General features: G+C 69.6%; 16 protein-coding genes. 10 read left to right on the top strand and 6 right to left on the bottom strand.

From position 1 onward, the window contains the following. Window position 1 precedes the first annotated feature (1 nt). The gene (locus tag ACQ66R_RS07795; RefSeq protein ID WP_430420752.1) at window positions 2–988 is read left to right on the top strand and encodes an aldo/keto reductase; all 987 of its coding nucleotides are present in this window, start codon (window positions 2–4) and stop codon (window positions 986–988) included. Here the strand turns inward: ACQ66R_RS07795 and ACQ66R_RS07790 are convergent, their stop codons facing one another. Together ACQ66R_RS07790 and ACQ66R_RS07785 are read right to left on the bottom strand one after the other, a co-directional pair. Then, the gene (locus ACQ66R_RS07790; protein ID WP_430420751.1) at window positions 989–2,524 is read right to left on the bottom strand and encodes an acyl-CoA synthetase; all 1,536 of its coding nucleotides are present in this window, start codon (window positions 2,522–2,524) and stop codon (window positions 989–991) included. It abuts the gene before it with no gap. A 10-nt stretch (window positions 2,525–2,534) separates the two neighbouring features. Continuing rightward, window positions 2,535–3,353, bottom strand: coding sequence for an N-acyl homoserine lactonase family protein (locus ACQ66R_RS07785; RefSeq protein WP_430420749.1), 819 nt, complete (start codon window positions 3,351–3,353; stop codon window positions 2,535–2,537). Between the two features lie 109 nt (window positions 3,354–3,462). Here ACQ66R_RS07785 and ACQ66R_RS07780 point away from each other — a divergent pair, with 109 nt between their 5' ends. After that, window positions 3,463–5,073, top strand: a complete 1,611-nt coding sequence (locus tag ACQ66R_RS07780; RefSeq protein WP_430420747.1) for a flavin-containing monooxygenase — start codon at window positions 3,463–3,465, stop codon at window positions 5,071–5,073. 7 nt (window positions 5,074–5,080) lie between these two features. On the opposite strand, the gene ACQ66R_RS07775 is transcribed toward ACQ66R_RS07780, so the two are convergent. After that, the gene (locus tag ACQ66R_RS07775; RefSeq protein WP_430420745.1) at window positions 5,081–5,923 is read right to left on the bottom strand and encodes a fumarylacetoacetate hydrolase family protein; all 843 of its coding nucleotides are present in this window, start codon (window positions 5,921–5,923) and stop codon (window positions 5,081–5,083) included. A 70-nt stretch (window positions 5,924–5,993) separates the two neighbouring features. On the opposite strand from ACQ66R_RS07775, the gene ACQ66R_RS07770 reads away from it, so the two are divergent. The 4 genes from ACQ66R_RS07770 (at window position 5,994) to ACQ66R_RS07755 (ending at window position 10,736) form a co-directional block, all read left to right on the top strand. Beyond that, the gene (locus tag ACQ66R_RS07770; protein WP_430420743.1) at window positions 5,994–6,659 is read left to right on the top strand and encodes a GntR family transcriptional regulator; all 666 of its coding nucleotides are present in this window, start codon (window positions 5,994–5,996) and stop codon (window positions 6,657–6,659) included. 16 nt (window positions 6,660–6,675) lie between these two features. Further along, entirely contained in the window at window positions 6,676–7,605 is a 930-nt protein-coding gene (locus ACQ66R_RS07765) for a VOC family protein (RefSeq protein ID WP_430420741.1), read from the top strand. Window positions 7,606–7,722: 117 nt separating this feature from the next. Continuing rightward, complete coding sequence (locus ACQ66R_RS07760; protein WP_430420739.1) at window positions 7,723–9,114, top strand: alpha/beta hydrolase family protein; 1,392 nt, start codon at window positions 7,723–7,725, stop codon at window positions 9,112–9,114. 131 nt (window positions 9,115–9,245) lie between these two features. Beyond that, a complete protein-coding gene (locus ACQ66R_RS07755) occupies window positions 9,246–10,736 on the top strand; it encodes a methyl-accepting chemotaxis protein (protein ID WP_430420737.1) in 1,491 nt (496 codons plus the stop codon). Window positions 10,737–10,762: 26 nt separating this feature from the next. Here the strand turns inward: ACQ66R_RS07755 and ACQ66R_RS07750 are convergent, their stop codons facing one another. Then, complete coding sequence (locus tag ACQ66R_RS07750; RefSeq protein ID WP_430420735.1) at window positions 10,763–11,632, bottom strand: MBL fold metallo-hydrolase; 870 nt, start codon at window positions 11,630–11,632, stop codon at window positions 10,763–10,765. A gap of 75 nt (window positions 11,633–11,707) precedes the next feature. Here ACQ66R_RS07750 and ACQ66R_RS07745 point away from each other — a divergent pair, with 75 nt between their 5' ends. The 3 genes from ACQ66R_RS07745 to ACQ66R_RS07735 are packed head-to-tail and all read left to right on the top strand — an operon-like array spanning window position 11,708 to window position 13,344. Beyond that, window positions 11,708–12,067, top strand: a complete 360-nt coding sequence (locus tag ACQ66R_RS07745; RefSeq protein WP_430420733.1) for an ArsR/SmtB family transcription factor — start codon at window positions 11,708–11,710, stop codon at window positions 12,065–12,067. Further along, window positions 12,036–12,566: a rhodanese family protein gene (locus ACQ66R_RS07740; protein ID WP_430420731.1), complete on the top strand. Its 531-nt coding sequence runs from the start codon at window positions 12,036–12,038 to the stop codon at window positions 12,564–12,566. Before ACQ66R_RS07745 ends, ACQ66R_RS07740 begins: the two co-directional genes overlap by 32 nt. A 4-nt stretch (window positions 12,567–12,570) precedes the next feature. Continuing rightward, window positions 12,571–13,344, top strand: coding sequence for a sulfite exporter TauE/SafE family protein (locus ACQ66R_RS07735; RefSeq protein WP_430420729.1), 774 nt, complete (start codon window positions 12,571–12,573; stop codon window positions 13,342–13,344). A 9-nt stretch (window positions 13,345–13,353) separates the two neighbouring features. Here ACQ66R_RS07735 and ACQ66R_RS07730 read toward each other — a convergent pair whose 3' ends face one another. Beyond that, complete coding sequence (locus tag ACQ66R_RS07730) at window positions 13,354–14,643, bottom strand: serine hydrolase domain-containing protein (RefSeq protein WP_430420727.1); 1,290 nt, start codon at window positions 14,641–14,643, stop codon at window positions 13,354–13,356. 45 nt (window positions 14,644–14,688) lie between these two features. Further along, entirely contained in the window at window positions 14,689–15,351 is a 663-nt protein-coding gene (locus tag ACQ66R_RS07725) for a DnaJ domain-containing protein (protein ID WP_430420725.1), read from the bottom strand. Window positions 15,352–15,403: 52 nt separating this feature from the next. Here ACQ66R_RS07725 and ACQ66R_RS07720 point away from each other — a divergent pair, with 52 nt between their 5' ends. Next, window positions 15,404–15,676, top strand: a complete 273-nt coding sequence (locus ACQ66R_RS07720) for a BolA family protein (RefSeq protein ID WP_430420723.1) — start codon at window positions 15,404–15,406, stop codon at window positions 15,674–15,676. The last annotated feature ends 99 nt before the right edge of the window (window positions 15,677–15,775 follow it).

Genomic DNA, 15,775 nt, shown 5'->3' with positions numbered 1-15,775 from the left:
GATGCAGACACGTCGGGTCGGCGAATTCGACGTGTCGGCCATCGGCTTCGGCTGCATGAGCCTGAGCGGCGCCTATGGGCGACCGCCGGGCTGGGGCAACGCCGAGCGCGTGCTGAAGGGCGCTCTCGACTCCGGCTACACCTTTCTCGACACGGCCGTCGCGTACGGCATGGGCCGCAACGAGGCGCTGATCGGCAAGCATCTGCGCAAGCGCCGGCATGAGTTCGTGCTGGCGTCCAAGTGCGGGCTGACCAACGGCGATCGCCGCGAGCTCACCGGCGATCCGGCCGTGCTCAAGGCCACCTGCGACGACAGCCTGCGCCGGCTGAAGACCGACGTCATCGACCTCTACTACCTGCACCGGTGGGACCGGCGGGTCCCGATCGAGGACAGCATCGGCGCCCTGGCCGACCTGAAGCGCGCCGGAAAGATCCGCGCGATCGGCGTCTCCGAAATTTCGGCCGCCACGCTGCGCCGCGCCCATGCCGAGCATCCCATCGCCGCGATCCAGACCGAATACTCCCCCTGGACCCGCAATCCCGAGCTGGGCGTGCTGGACGCCTGCCGCGAGCTGGGCGTCGGGTTCGTGGCCTTCTCGCCGGTGGGGCGGGGCTTCCTGGCCGGCGGGGTGCGCAGCCTGTCGCGGATCAAGGCCGGCGACCTGCGCAAGGGGATGCCGCGGTTCGAGGGCGAGGCGTTCCAGGCCAACCTCGCGGCGCTGCGCACGTTCGAGGCTCTGGCGCGCGAAGCGGGCTGCACGCCGGCGCAGCTGTGCCTCGCCTGGCTGCTGCGGAAGGGCGGCGACATCGTGCCGATCCCCGGCACCGCCAATGTCGCCCACATGCGGGAGAACGCCGCGGCGGCGGCCATCACCCTCTCGGACGAGATCATGGCCGGCGTCGACGCCGCGGGACGCGCCGTCGTCGGTTCGCGCTATCCCGACCACCTGCAGGCCAGCGTCGACACCGAACGGATGCCCGGCGAGTAGTCAGATCCGCCGTTCCAGGCCTTCCCAATAGGGCTCGCGCAGCTTGCGCTTGAAGATCTTGCCCGAGTCCTCCCGCGGCAGATCGGTCGCCAGTTCCACCACGCGCGGGACCTTGTAGCCGGCCACGTGCTCGCGCAGGTAGGCCTTCACCGAGGCCTCCGTGATCGGCGCCCCGTCCGACGGCTGGACCACGGCGCAGACGCCCTCGCCGAACTCCTCGTCGGGGATGCCGAACACCGCGCAGTCGGCGACGCCCGGCATCTTCAGCAGCTCGGCCTCGATCTCGGCCGGATAGATGTTCACCCCGCCCGAGATGATCATGTCCTTGGCCCGGTCGCACAGGTAGAGGAACCCGTCCTTGTCGAAATAGCCGATGTCGCCGGGCGCGATCAGGCCGGCCTTCTCGCTGTCGCGGCGCTTCTGGTCGTCGCCGTGGTAGGTGAAGTCGTTGATGAAGCGGTTGCGGGAGACCACCTCGCCGACCTCGCCCTGGGGCACGTCGTTGCCGTCCTTGTCGATGATCCGGACATCGGCCTCAGGGATCGGCTTGCCGACCGTTCCCGGGTGGGCCAGCCACTCCTCGCTGTTGCAGCTGACGACGATGCCGACTTCGGTGGCGCCGTAGTACTCCTCGATCACGGGGCCCCACCACTCGATCATCTCGCGCTTGATCGGCGGCGGGCAGGGCGCGGCGGCGTGGACCACGAACTTCAGCGAGCTGAGGTCGTACTTGCGCTTCACGTCCTCGGGCAGCTTCAGCAGCCGGTGGAACATGATCGGCACCATGTGCAGGTGCGTGACCTTGTGCGTCTCGATCAGGTGCAGCAGCTCCTCGGGGTCGAACCTGGGCTGCAGGATCGCCGTGCCGCCCGCCCGCGCCGCGAACAGCCCATAGGCGTTGGGCGCGGAGTGGTACATGGGCCCCGTCACCACGGTGACCACATCCTGCGGCGGCCCGTAGCCCACGAAACCGAAGCCGCGCATCAGGACGCGGGCATAGGCCTCGGCCTGCTCGGGCGTCGGCGGATGGCGGCGCACGCCCTTGGGCCTGCCGGTCGTGCCGGACGTGTAGATCACCGTGCCGCCGCCGGTCGAGGGCGCGCCCGTATACGGCTCGAACCCCGCCAGCCAAGCGTCCCAGTCCAGCATGCCCGCCGGCGTGGCCTGCGGCGTGATCCCGTAGGCCTCGGCGATCTCCGGCGGCGTGGGCACGACCAGCACCGGCACGCCGGGCGGCAGGACCGAGCGGATCGGCTCGATCAGGTCGGCGTGGATGACGATCGCCTTCGCGCCCGAGTTCTCGAACAGATACGCGGCCTCGTCGGGCAGGTAGTGCCAGTTCACGGGGGTCGCGTAGACGCCCAGCAGGCCCGCCGCCGTGCTGGCCTCGATGAACGGGAAGTCGTTGCGCAGGTAGAGGGCGATCACGTCGCCCTCGCGGATCCCCAGGCTGAGCAGTCCCGTGGCCGCCCGCGCGGCCCGCTCGTTCATGACGGCCAGATCCAGCCGCCGGTCTCCGCTGATCAGCGCGCCCATGACCCGGCCCCTACTTCAGCGCCGCCGGGAACTTCGGCAGGGTGTCGAAGTCCTCGGGCACGTGCTCCAGCACCACCCGGGCCTTGGTCTCCTTGGCCAGCGCCTCGACCAGGTCCATCGACTTCAGCGTCTGCTCGCGGTTGAAGTTGAAGCGTGGGACGCGGCGGTTGGGGCGGCTTTCGGCGATGTGCCACATGTCGCCGGTCAGCAGGACCGGCCCCGCCTGCTTCAGCCGCACCAGCAGAACCGTGTGCCCGGGCGTGTGTCCCGGGGCCTGATAGATCACCACCGTCTTGTCGCCGAACACGTCGAAGGTCGGCTGCTCGATCAGCTTGGTCTTCGAGGTCTCCAGCGCCGAGTAGGTCGCGAACTGGGCCGCGTTCTTCCGTGCGCCCTCGCTGAAGGCGTACGCCTTTTCCTTGGGGTCGACGATCCACGTGGCGGAGGCGAACTTCCCGGCGTTGCCGATGTGGTCGAAGTGGCTGTGAGAGATCGACAGGTACTCGATGTCGGCGGGCGTCAGGCCAAGCTGCTTCAGTTGGTCGACCAGGGTGGGGACGGCGGCGTTGGGCGCTGGCTTGTCGGCCTGGGGTAGGCCCGTATCCCAGATCAGATCGCCCTTGGGGTGACGGATCAGGTAGCAGGGCACCACCATCTTCGCCGGCTTGTCCTTGTACGAGCCGTCGTCGGCGAAGCCGTCGGCATTGGGCATCGTCAGCCGGCCGCATTCGATGGCGTAGAGCTCGACGCTCTTCGGCGCGGCCGGCCCGGCAAGCGCGGACCCACTTATCAGAGCTGAGACGGCAGCGGCGGCGAACAGGCGGAGCATCGGCGTTTCCCAGATTTGATTTTCGCCAACCTGACGCCGCACGCCGGGGATGCACAAGGCCGCAAAGGGCGTATCGTCGCCGAAAAGGGCAAAAGGGGGAGACGTCGGTATGGGTCAATCGTACGACGCGGTGATCGTGGGCGCGGGGTTCTCCGGGCTCTACATGCTGCACCGGCTTCGCCAGCAGGGGCTGACGGCGCGGGTCTTCGAGGCCGGGACCGGCGTGGGCGGCACCTGGTACTGGAACCGCTATCCGGGCGCCCGCGTCGACATCGAGAGCCAGGAGTACTCGTACTCGTTCTCGCCTGAGCTGGACGCCGAATGGGTGTGGAGCGAGCGCTACGCCAGCCAGCCCGAGCTGCTGAAATACCTCAACCACGTGGCCGACCGCTTCGGCCTGCGCGACGGCATTCAGTTCGAAACCCGGGTCACCGCCGCGCACTTCGACGAGGCCTCCAACCGCTGGACGGTGACCACCGACCGCGGAGAGACCGTCACCGCGCGCTACTGCGTCATGGCCACGGGCGTGCTGTCGGTGCCGAACGAGCCGGCCTTCCCGGGCCAGGACTCGTTCCAGGGCCCCAGCTGGCACACCGGTCGCTGGCCGCACGAGGGCGTGGATTTCGCCGGGCAGCGGGTCGCGGTGATCGGCACCGGCTCGTCGGCCATCCAGTCGATCCCGCAGATCGCCGCCCAGGCCGACCACGTCACCATCTTCCAGCGGACGCCGAACTTCAGCGTGCCCGCCCACAACGGCCCGCCCGATCCGGCCGTGGTCGCCGACTGGGCGGCCAATCGCGAGCAGTATCGGCGCGAGGCCCGGGAAACCGGCTTCGGCATCCGCATGGTGGACGGGCGCGAAACCCTGGCGTGGGACGAGGACGAGGCGACGCGCCGGGCCGTCTACGAGGCGCGCTGGCAGGTGGGCGGCTTCGCCCTGCTGGGCGCCTACGGAGACCTGACCTCCGATCTCGACGCCAACGCGACGGCGGTCGCGTTCGTGGCCGACAAGATCCGGGGCATCGTCAAGGATCCGGCCACGGCCGAGAAGCTGGTCCCCAAGACCTTCCCCATCGGCGCCAAGCGCCTGTGCGTCGACACCGGCTACTACGACACCTTCAACCGCGACAACGTCAGCCTCGTCGACCTCAACGACGAGCCGCTGGTCGAGATCGTGCCGACCGGCGTGCGAACATCAGCGGCGACCTACGAGGCCGACGCCATCGTCTACGCCATCGGCTTCGACGCCATGACGGGCGCCCTGGGTAAGATCGACATCCGCGGTCGCGGCGGCGCCGTTCTGAAGGACGCGTGGGCCGCCGGTCCCCGCACCTACCTGGGCCTGATGGTGGCGGGGTTCCCGAACCTCTTCATCGTGACCGGGCCGGGCAGCCCCTCGGTGCTGTGCAACATGGCCGTCGCCATCGAACAGCACGTCGAGTGGATCTCGGACTGCATCGCCTGGATGGGCCAGCGGCAGCTCGGGGCGATCGAGGCCACCGAGGCGGCGCAGGACGAGTGGGTCGCCCACGTCAACGAGGTGGCCGAGCCCACGATCTTCCCGCACGCCAACTCCTGGTACCTGGGGGCCAACGTGCCGGGGAAGCCGCGGGTGTTCATGCCCTACATCGGCGGCTTCCCGGTCTATCGCGACAAGTGCAACGAGGTCGCCGCCGCCGGATATCAGGGCTTCGCGCTCACCTCGGACGCACGCCTCTGAAGCGCGCCTAGCCTGCCACGCGGTTCTCGATGGCGCCGACGCCTTCCACCTCGCAGCGGACCACGTCGCCGGGCTTGAGGAAGGTGGGCGGCGTCATGCCGACGCCGACGCCCTCGGGCGTGCCGGTGGCCAGCAGGTCGCCGGGCTCCAGGGTGAAGGCCGTCGAGAGGTACGCGATCTGCTGCCAGATGTTGTAGATCAGCTGGCTGGTGTCGCTGTCCTGGCGGACCTCGCCGTTCACCAGGCAGCGGATCTTCAGCGCGTGCGGATCGGCGATCTCGTCGGCGGTGACGATCCAGGGGCCGATCGGGCCGTGGGTGTCGAAGGACTTGCCCATGGTGAAGGTGGGCGAATGGCGCTGCCAGTCGCGGGCCGAGACGTCGTTGGCGACCACATAGCCGAACACGTGGGCCTTCGCGTCCGCCTCGCTGACGCCCTTTGCGGGCTTGCCGATCACGACGCCCAGCTCGGCCTCGTAGTCCAGCGCCTGAGTCACACCCGGCTCGATGTCGTCGTAGGGCCCGGCGATGCAGCTCGTCTGCTTGTTGAACCAGAACTGCTGGCTGGGCGTGGGCTGACCCAGCCGCTTGGCCTCTTCCAGGTGCTTGGCGTAGTTCATGCCGATGGCCAGGTACTTGCCCGGCCGCTCGAGGGGGGCCAGCAGGCGCGCGCCCTTCAGCGGAACCGTCCGGGCCGCCGCGTCCCGCTGGCGGGCGACATCGGCCAGGGCCTCGGCCCCGCCCGCGACGATCGCCAGCATAGTGTCCCAGCCGTCCAGCACCACGATGGCGTCCCCGCGCGCCACGCCCAGCCGAGCCGTTCCGTTGTCGTCGAAGCGCAGCAGTTTCACGGGACGATCTCCTTCAGCTCGATCTACACATTCCTTGTCATGATCGATTTTATGCTGCAATATATATTTTATGACCGCGCGCAGCCAGACCAGCCTCGCCTACCAGCGGCTGAGGGCCGACATCATGTTTGGCCGCCATGCCCCGGGCGCCCGGCTGAAGATCAACGACCTGGCCCAGGCGATGGACGTGAGCCCCGGGGCGATCCGGGAAGGTCTGTCGCGGCTGGTGGCCGAACAGCTGGTGGTGTCGCAGGACCAGAAGGGCTTCGCCGTCGCCCCCCTCTCGATCGAGGACCTGCAAGACCTCACCGACCTGCGCTGCGAGGTCGAGACGATTGCGCTGCGGCGCGCGGTGGCCCACGGCGACGACGCCTGGGAGGCCGCCGTGCTGGCCGCGGCCCACCGCCTCAGCCGCGTCCCGCCGCGGGTCGGGCGCGACCTGGACGCCATCCTGGCCTGGGTCGCGCGGCACGCCGAGTTCCACGCCGCCCTCGTCAGCGCCTGCGGCAGCCGCCGGCTGCTGGACCTCCACGCCCAACTCTACGAGCAGTCCGAACGCTATCGCGGCCTGTCGGCGCACGCCGACCACGACCGCGACGTGGCCGGCGAGCACCAGGCCATCGTCGACGCCGCCCTGGCGCGCGACGCCGACCGGCTGGTCGACCTGATGGTCACCCACATCCGGGCCACCACGGCCCTCATCATCGGCTCGGCCCGCCTGGCGGCGGCCGAGTGATCTCACGAGGATTTCCATGAGCGTCATCAAGGTCGAGGACATCGCCCACGTGCGGTTCCGCGCCCCGGATCTGGACCGGATGGCCCAGTACCTGGCCGACTTCGGGCTGCTGCCGGCCGAGGCGCGGACGGATCGGCTCTACGTCCGTGGCCGGGGATCGGCGCCCTTCGTGCACGTGACCGAACGGGGCGAACCGGCGTTCCTGGCGGTGGGCTTCCGCGCCCACAGCCTCGCCGATCTGGAGGCGCTCTCCGCCGCGACAGGCGCTCCTGTCGAGGATCACGACGCGCCCGGCAGCGGCCGGATCGTGCGGCTCAAGGATCCCGACGGCCACGGTGTCGAGGTGGTGGCCGGGCAGACGCCGGCGCCTGAAATGGCCATTGAGCCGCCCTCGGCCTGGAACAGCGCCCATGGGCGGCCGCGGCAGAGCACGGTCAAGCGCATCAGCGCCGGATCGGCCACGGTCATGCGCCTGGGCCACGCCGTGCTCAACGTCTCGGACTTTCGCGCCTCGGAGGCCTGGTACAAGGGCTTGCTCGGCTTCCTCACCTCCGACGAGATCGCCGTCGCGCCTGAGTTCTCGCTGGGCGCCTTCCTGCGCTGCGACCGGGGCGACACGCCCACCGACCACCACACCCTGTTCCTGGCCCAACTGCCGACCGGACCCGGGTTCAACCACGCCGCCTTCGAGGTGCAGGACCTGGACGACCTGATGCGCGGGCATGCCCACCTCAAGGCCGCCGGCGCCGATCCTGAGTGGGGCGTGGGCCGCCACATCCTGGGCAGCCAGGTGTTCGACTACTGGCGCGATCCCTGGGGCTTCACCCTGGAGCACTGGACCGACGGCGACCTGCTCACTGCGGCCGATCCGCCGCGGAAGGCGTCGATCCAGGACCTGATGGGCGTGCAGTGGGGCATGCCGATGCCCTCGACCATGGGCGGCTGACGCGGCGTCGTTCGCCGCCGCCTGCCGGTCTCGGCGACCTTTACATCCCCGCACCACCGCATGAAGTGATGGCCGAAGTCGCCGACATCGGTCGTCGCCAGCGCGAGGGAAGGTGCGATGAGGCTGCCGAGCCAGCGTGTCGCCGCCGCAGTGGCGGGGATTGTGGCCCTGATGGGCTCGACCGCGGGCGCCCAGGAGGCGCTCGGCGACTGGAACGGCCTCTTACAGGTGGGCGGCGTCGAGCTGCGCATCGGCGTGAAAATCGAGCCTGGGGAGGCCGGCGCGCTGAAGGGCTCGCTGAGCAGTCCTGACCAGGGTCCGGGCGACATTCCCATCAGCGACGTCAGGATGGACCAGGGCAAGCTCAGCTTCGCAGTCCCCTCGATCCGGGGCCGCTACGAGGGCGAGTGGGATGTGACCCAGGGCGGCTGGAAAGGTCGGTGGATCCAGGGCGGGCCGATCCCGCTGACCCTTGCCAAGGGGCCCGTGCCGAGCCGTGCGCGGCCGCAGACGCCGGCCAAGCCCTATGCGTATCGCGAGGAGGAGGTCGCGTTCGAAAGCGCGCCGGGCGTGAAGCTCGCCGGGACGCTGACCCTGCCCGAAGGCAAGGGGCCGTTTCCGGCCGCGATCCTGCTCAGCGGCTCAGGGCCGCAGGACCGCGACGAGCACTTGCTGGGCCACCGGCCCTTCCTGGTGCTGTCCGACCACCTCACCCGACGCGGCGTCGCGGTGCTGCGCTACGATGATCGAGGCTTCGCGAAGTCCACAGGCAGGTTCGTGGATGCCACCAGTTCCGACTTTGCGGTCGATGCCGCTGCGGCGGTCGCCTTCCTGCGAGCCCGCAGTGACATCGATCCACACAAGGTGGGCCTCATCGGCCACAGCGAGGGCGGCATGGTCGCGCCCATGGTCGCCGCAAAGGATCCGCGTATCGCCTTCATGGTGCTGATGGCGGCCCCCGGCGTCCCAAGCCGCGAGGTGATGAACGCCCAGCGCGTCGCCGTGGGCAAGGTGTATGGCGTCACCCCGGAGGCCGCCGCGCGCGACAACGCCGCCGTCGCGCGCATCGACACGGTCCTTGCCACCAACCCCGACTGGGAAGCGGCCAAGGTCGAAGCGGCCCGCATCCTCGGAGAAGCCTCGGCGGCCGCCGGGGTGAAGCCGGAGGTGCTGATGGCGCGCAGCACGATGCTGTTCACGCCCTGGTACCGCGAGTTCATCGCCTATGACCCGCGGCCCAACCTGGCGAAGCTCAGGATGCCCGTGCTGGCCGTCAACGGCGCCAACGACCTCCAGGTGGTCGCCAGCCAGAACCTGCCGGCGATCCGCGAGGCGCTGAAGGCGAACAAGGACGTCACCGTCGTTGAATTGCCGGGCCTGAACCATCTGTTCCAGACGTCGGCCACAGGCGACCCGCGGGAGTACGGGCGTATCGAAGAGACCTTTGCCCCCGCCGCCCTAAAGGCGGTCGGCGACTGGGTCGTCGCCAGGACCGGCGCGCGGCCATAGCCGCTTCTACTTCGCCGTCATTGATCTGCGACAATTGGCCGACGCGCTCTTTGGCCGCGCGCCCAAGGGCTTCCTGGTAAATGCGCGTTAATCGTGAGGGCGTGGGGTGATGGCACTAGAGAGGGCTCGCCATGACCAACACCTATGCCGTCGCCGAACGTCTCGATTTCATTGGCCTTAACGACGAGGCGTGCGCCACGCTGAGGTCGTTGCAACCGTTCATCCAGGCCGAAATTCAACCTGCGCTGCAGACGTTCTACTCGAAGGTCCGACAGACGCCGGCCGTGCGCGGGTTCTTCCGCGACGAAGGGCACATCACGGGCGCCCAGAACGGCCAGGCCCGGCACTGGAACGTCATTGCGGGCGGCGAATTCAGCGACGCCTACGTCCGTGGCGTGCGCACCATTGGGGAAACCCACGCCCGCATCGGCCTGGAGCCCCGCTGGTACATCGCGGGATATGCGCTGATCACCGAGGGCCTGTTGCGGCGGCTTGTCGCGCAGCGATGGCCGAAGGCCATGGGCGTCAATCCCAAGGCTGGCAAAGCCATGGCCGACGAGAGCGCGGCTCTGGTGAAGGCCATGATGCTCGACATGGACTTCGCGCTCTCGATCTACCTCGAGACGCTCGAGGCCGAGCGCCAGCGGCTGGACAGCGAACGCCGGACGGCCGAGGCGCACCAGACCGCGGCGGTGGCCGCGCTGGGCGAGGCGCTGGCTCGCCTGGCCCGCGGCGACCTGCGCGCGCGCATCGATTCCGAGCTCTCGCCGGAATTCGACACGCTGAAGCGCGACTTCAACGCCGCGATCTCCAGCTTGGAGCAGGTTGTGGGCGCGGCGGCCGGCGCCGCCCAGGCGGTAAGCCAGGGGGCGAGCCAGATCAGTTCGGCCGCGACCGATCTGTCGCGGCGCACCGAGCAGCAGGCCGCCAGCCTGGAAGAAACCGCGGCGGCGTTGGAAGAGATCACCGCGACGGTCCGCAAAAGCGCCGTCGGCGCAAAGGACGCCAGTCAGGCCGTCGCCAGCGCCCGTTCCGAGGCCGAACGGTCCGGCGCGGTCGTGAGCCAGGCGATCGGCGCGATGGACGAGATCGATGGCTCGTCCAGCCGCATCAGCCAGATCATCGGGGTGATCGACGAGATCGCCTTCCAGACCAACCTGCTGGCTCTGAACGCCGGCGTCGAGGCGGCCCGGGCCGGCGACGCGGGGAAGGGCTTTGCGGTCGTCGCCTCGGAAGTCCGCGCGCTGGCCCAGCGCTCGGCCGAAGCCGCCAAGGAGATCAAGGACCTGATCAACCAGTCCGGCGCCCAGGTGAAGGCCGGCGTGGACCTCGTGGGGGAGACCGGAAAGGCGCTGAACGCGATCGCCGAGCGCGTGACCGCCATCGACGCACTGGTCGCCGACATGGCCGCCTCGGCGAACGAACAGACCCGGGCGCTGAGCGAAGTGAACATCGCCGTGAACCAGCTGGACCAGCTGACGCAGCAGAACGCCGCCATGGTGGAACAGACGTCGGCCGCCACGCTTGCGCTCAACACCGAGAGCGTCGAGTTGTCCGGACTGATGGGCGGCTTCACGGTGGGCGGCCAGGCCGCCCAGCCCGCGCGACGGCGAGCCGCCTGATCCGGGGCGACCTGGCGGACGTGAAGCTAGGCTGGGTCCGCTTCGGTCACCGGAAGACGAAGGAACACGCGCCCGCCTGGTGAGGCCGGCGGCAGGGCGCCGGCGCGGATGTTCACCTGCAGGGACGGCAGGATGAGCGTGGGTGGGGCCAGCGTCGCGTCACGGGCGTTTCTCAGCGCTACGAACTCGGCCTCGGTGACGCCGTCATGGACGTGAATGTTGCCCTCCCGCTGCGCGGCGACCGTGGTCTCCCAGCGATAGTCGGTGCGGCTCGCCGGCAGGTAGTCGTGGCCGATGAAGATGCGGGTCTGCGGGGGCAACGCCAGGATCTTTCGGGTCGACCGGTAAAGGGCGCCCGCGTCTCCGCCTGGGAAGTCCGCCCGGGCCGTGCCGTAGTCTGGCATGAACAGCGTGTCGCCCACGAAGGCGGCGTCGCCGATGAGGTAGGTCACGCAGGCCGGCGTGTGCCCGGGCGTGTGCAGCACCCGGACTTCGAGCTCGCCCAGCGCCAGGCTGTCCCCCTCGGCCAGCAATCGGTCGAAGGCGGCGCCGTCGGCCGTGACGTCATCGGCTTCGAACAGCGGGATGAACTGCTTCTGCACCTCGGTGATCCGCGCGCCGATCACGATCTGCGCGCCCGTGCGGCGGCGGATGTAGTCGGCGGCCGAGAGGTGGTCGGCGTGGGCGTGGGTTTCCAGCACGTAGTGCAGGTCCAGGCCCTGGGCGGCGACGGCCGCCAGCATCGCATCGGCCGACCCATGCGAGAGGCGCGCGCCCTTGGGCTCGAAGTCGGCGACCGGATCGACGATCGCGGCGGCCCGCGTCGCCGGATCTGAGACCAGATAGCTGACAGTCGACGTGGCGGGATCGAAATAGGCTTGAACGGTGGGGTTCATGGTCGGAGCCTCCTCGGCGATGCCGTACAAATATTAGAACTTGCTAAATTAGCAATACCTAATATATGGAGTCTCATGTTCGATCTCGCGAACTTCGACATCACCCGCTTCGAGGCCAGCGCCGCGGAGGCCGCAAGGCTCCTGCGCGCGCTCGCCAACGAGCGCCGGTTGATGATCCTGTGCCAGCTCAGCGGCGGCGAGCTTTCGGTCGGGGAGCTTCTGCCCCTGGTCGGTCTCTCGCAGTCGGCGCTCTCGCAGCACCTCGCGGTGCTCCGGGAAGAGGGTATCGTGGCGACCCGCCGCGAGGCCCAGACCGTGCGCTACAGGATCGCCGATCCGGCCGCCGTGAAGGTGGTGGCGACGCTCGCCGAGATCTTCTGTCCCCCCGACATGAGGCCTCCCCATGAACACCGCCCTGATCCCGCTCAAACCTGACGACGTCGAACGCCGCCTCCAGCGCCGTCAGGCCGTTCTGGTCGATATCCGTGAAGCCGACGAGTTCGCCCGCCGCCATGTGCGCGGCGCCCTGTCGCGCCCCCTCTCGTCTTTCGAACAGGCCCACCTGAAGGTCGATCCCGGCAAGGACGTCGTCTTCACCTGCCGGACCGGCATGCGGACGGGCGCCAACTGCGATCGACTGGCCGCGGTGGTCGAAGGGCCGGCGTATGTGCTGGAAGGCGGCGTCGACGCCTGGGTGGCGTCCGGCCTGCCGGTGAACGAGGATCGCAAGGCGCCCCTGGAAATCCAGCGCCAGGTCCATATCGCCGCCGGCTCGCTGGTGCTGGCCGGCGTCGCGCTGGGCTTCGCGCTGCACCCCGCGTTCTACGGCCTTTCGGCCTTCGTGGGCGCTGGCCTGGCGTTCGCGGGTGTGACCGGGTTCTGCGGGATGGCGATGCTCCTCACGCGAGCGCCCTGGAACCGCGTTCGGGCGTGATCGCGTGGATCCGGCGCTCATCTATGGCCTGGCCGTCCTCAGCGGCGCCGTCGTCGGTCTGCTGCTCGCCGTCTTCGGCGGCGGCGGATCGGTCCTGGCGACGCCGCTGCTGATCTACCTCGTGGGCGTGCGCGACCCGCACGTGGCCATCGGGACCTCGGCGGCGGCCGTGGCGGTGAACGCCCTGGTCGGGCTGTCGGTGCAGGCGCGCGCCGGCCGGGTGAAGTGGCCCTGCGCGCTGGTCTTCGGGGCCGCAGGCCTCGTGGGCTCGCTGGCGGGCGCGCAACTGGCCAAGCAACTGCCCGGCGAGACACTGCTGTTGTGGTTCGCCGTCGCCATGGCCCTGATCGGCGGCTCGATGCTGCTGCCGCGTAAGGACGCCGGCGACCCGGCGGTGCACCTGACGGCTGGGCTGACCGCCCGTCTGGCGCCCGCCGGCCTCGTCACCGGTCTTGCCGCAGGCTTCTTCGGGATCGGCGGCGGCTTCCTCATCGTGCCGGGCCTGATGGCGGCCACGGGCATGACGCTGGCTCACGCCGCGGCGTCGTCCCTCGTCTCGGTGGCCCTGTTCGGCGCCGCGACCAGCACGAGCTACGCCGCGTCCGGCCTGGTCGACTGGCCGATCTTCGCGGCCCTGGTGGTGGGCGGCGGAGCCGGCGTGCTGGCGGCGCGTCCCATCGCCCGCCGGCTCGAAGGCCGGGCCGATATCGCGCGCCGCGCCTTCGCGCTGATGGTGATCGCGACCGCCGGCTACGTGGCCTGGCGGTCCCTGGGCTAGCTCTTCCGATCAGCTGGCCGAGGTCAGGTGCGCCGCGATCGCCTCGTAGGCCGGCAGTGAGACGCGATCCAGGGGGCCGTTGCCGTTGGCGGCTGTCGGGTGCGAGGCGAAGCGTGCGATCACCATCTCGGCGCCCGGCGCCACGTAGCAGGCCTGGCCGTGAATGCCCCGGGCCGAATAGGCGCCGAACCGGTTGTGGCTGACCCACCACTGGTTCCGGTAGCTCCAGCCGGGCAGGGTGACGTAGCCGGCCTTGGCGAAGTCCTCGGTCCGCGCGCCGCCGGCGATGTCGTCCACGACCGCCTTGGGCACGATCTGCTGGCCACCGGCGACGCCGCCCAGCCGCATCATCTCGCCGAAGCGGGCGAGGTCGCGGGTGGTGACGTTGAGGCCGGCGCCGCACAGGGCGAAGCCCGTGCCGTCGACCATCACATAGCCGTCCTCTTCGACCCCCAGCTTCTGCCAGATGCGCTCGGAGACCAGTTCGGCGAAGGGCTTGCCCGCCACGCGCTGGACGATCCACCCCAGCACCTCGGTGTTGCAGGTCTTGTAGGCGAAGGCCTCGCCATGCTCGCCCTGCTTCTTCAGCGTCCTGAGGAAGTCGAAGATGGTGGTCGGGCCGGCATAGCCCGGGGGCGGCCGCGACCAGCCGGCGGCCACGCCATAGAAGCGGACCTCGGCGTCGGGATCGACGTAGTCCTCCCGGTAGCGGACGCCCGTCGTCATATCCATCACGTGACGCACCGTCGCGTCGCCGAACGCGGTCTCCGCCAGTTCGGGGACGTAGGTCGTCACCAGCGCGGCCGGATCGATCGCGCCCTCATGCGCCAGGACGGCGGCGAGCAGGCCGGCGAACGACTTGGTCATCGACATGGCTAGGTGCGGCGTCTGTGGCCCAAGCGCCCCCCGATAGGTCTCGTAGACCACCGTCCCCCGATGCAGCACCACCAGGCCGTCGGTGAAGTTCTCGTCGACGCTCTCGCCCCAGGTCATAGCCCGGCCGTCCAGGGTCACGAACGGCACGGCGTCCAGGTCGTCGCGCAGGCCGTAGGGCAGAGCCGCGGCCGCCGCCGGCCCGCGCCGGATCGCGGCCGACGGGCCCAGCTCGCGCTGATGGCTGAAGCTCCAGCGGGTGTTGGGGAAGCGCCAGCTGGTGGAATCGGAAACCCGCACCGTCTTCTCAGCCGGCGGCGGGAAGCCCTGCATCACGGCCAGCGCCGCGGGATCGGTCGAAGCGGCGGTCGGGGCGGGCTGGGCGGAGTCGGGCATGGCTGGGGCCTCGGTCGGAGAGGACGCCATCCCATCCTCTTCGCGCGATGGGCGCAAGCCAGGGCGTCGGAACGCCTAGACCATCCCCGCCTTGCGCAGCGCCTGGTACGACTTGATCACGCGCTGGAGGCGATTCTCGCCCGAGCGGTCGCCGTTGTTGGCGTCGGGGTGCAGGCGGCGGACCAGTTCGGTGTAGCGGGTGCGGATCTTCGAGGCGTCGGCGTCCTCGTCGAGGTCGAGGTCGGCCAGCGCGTTGCGCTCGATCTTGCCCAGCTTGCGGCCCTCGGGCTCGGGCTTGCGCGCGTGCTGGCCGCCGCCGCCGAACATGTTGAAGGGGTCGCGGAACTGCGGGCCCTGGCCCTGGCCCGCGCCGAACTTGGCCGAGAAGGCGGCGGCCTCGCGGCTCATCTTGCCGGCCTTCATCTCCCAGGTGGGACGCCCGCCGGTCATCTGCTCTTCCTGCTGGCGGCGGCGGACCTCGCCCTCGGCCATGCCGGCGAAGAAGTTCCAGTTGCGATTGTACTCGGCCGCGTGCGGCTGGCAGAACCAGTAGTGCTCGTGCAGCAGGTCGCGCGACTTGGGGGCTCGCGCGGTGGCCGCCCGTCGGCAGCCGGGATGGTCACAGGCCCGCTCGCCCGGCTTCAGGGCATGCACGTCCTGCGCCGTGTCGTCCTGCTCGGACGGCGGGCGGACGCGGATATCCACGAACTTGGGTTTGTATTGAAACGCGCCGGGCATCGTCCAAGTATGGAGAGCAGAAGTTTCCGTACAAGAATTGAAGATCGGGCCGATGGGCGCCATACTTGACGCGATCCAAGACAAGCTGACGACGGCGTTTCAGCCCACACGGCTGGAGATCGTCGATGAGTCCGACCGGCACGCGGGCCACGCCGGCGCGCGCGAGGGCGGGGAGAGCCATTTCAACGTGACGATTGAGTCGGCCGCCTTTGCGGGAGCGGCCCGTGTGGCGCGCCAGCGGATGGTCTACCATGTGCTGGCCGAGGAACTGGCAGGGCCGCTGCATGCGCTCTCGGTGAAGGCGCTGGCCCCCGGCGAAGGCTGACGCAGCAAATCCCGCGGCGTGCAGAACGCCTTGGAGGCGTCACGCTTCGGGGGCTAGTCTAAACGGACGTTTGAAGAGCCGCCCCGGAATTCCAGGGTG

Source organism: Phenylobacterium sp., assembly GCF_965284355.1.
Classification (GTDB): domain Bacteria; phylum Pseudomonadota; class Alphaproteobacteria; order Caulobacterales; family Caulobacteraceae; genus Phenylobacterium.
This window is presented reverse-complemented; position numbering and strand designations above follow the sequence as displayed.

Coding starts and splice junctions, on each gene's coding strand:
- ACQ66R_RS07795 (WP_430420752.1), top strand. CDS start 2: ATGCAGACACGTCGGGTCGGCGAATTCGACGTGTCGGCCATCGGCTTC.
- ACQ66R_RS07790 (WP_430420751.1), bottom strand. CDS start 2,524: ATGGGCGCGCTGATCAGCGGAGACCGGCGGCTGGATCTGGCCGTCATG.
- ACQ66R_RS07785 (WP_430420749.1), bottom strand. CDS start 3,353: ATGCTCCGCCTGTTCGCCGCCGCTGCCGTCTCAGCTCTGATAAGTGGG.
- ACQ66R_RS07780 (WP_430420747.1), top strand. CDS start 3,463: ATGGGTCAATCGTACGACGCGGTGATCGTGGGCGCGGGGTTCTCCGGG.
- ACQ66R_RS07770 (WP_430420743.1), top strand. CDS start 5,994: ATGACCGCGCGCAGCCAGACCAGCCTCGCCTACCAGCGGCTGAGGGCC.
- ACQ66R_RS07765 (WP_430420741.1), top strand. CDS start 6,676: ATGAGCGTCATCAAGGTCGAGGACATCGCCCACGTGCGGTTCCGCGCC.
- ACQ66R_RS07760 (WP_430420739.1), top strand. CDS start 7,723: ATGAGGCTGCCGAGCCAGCGTGTCGCCGCCGCAGTGGCGGGGATTGTG.
- ACQ66R_RS07755 (WP_430420737.1), top strand. CDS start 9,246: ATGACCAACACCTATGCCGTCGCCGAACGTCTCGATTTCATTGGCCTT.
- ACQ66R_RS07750 (WP_430420735.1), bottom strand. CDS start 11,632: ATGAACCCCACCGTTCAAGCCTATTTCGATCCCGCCACGTCGACTGTC.
- ACQ66R_RS07745 (WP_430420733.1), top strand. CDS start 11,708: ATGTTCGATCTCGCGAACTTCGACATCACCCGCTTCGAGGCCAGCGCC.
- ACQ66R_RS07740 (WP_430420731.1), top strand. CDS start 12,036: ATGAACACCGCCCTGATCCCGCTCAAACCTGACGACGTCGAACGCCGC.
- ACQ66R_RS07730 (WP_430420727.1), bottom strand. CDS start 14,643: ATGGCGTCCTCTCCGACCGAGGCCCCAGCCATGCCCGACTCCGCCCAG.
- ACQ66R_RS07725 (WP_430420725.1), bottom strand. CDS start 15,351: ATGCCCGGCGCGTTTCAATACAAACCCAAGTTCGTGGATATCCGCGTC.
- ACQ66R_RS07720 (WP_430420723.1), top strand. CDS start 15,404: ATGGGCGCCATACTTGACGCGATCCAAGACAAGCTGACGACGGCGTTT.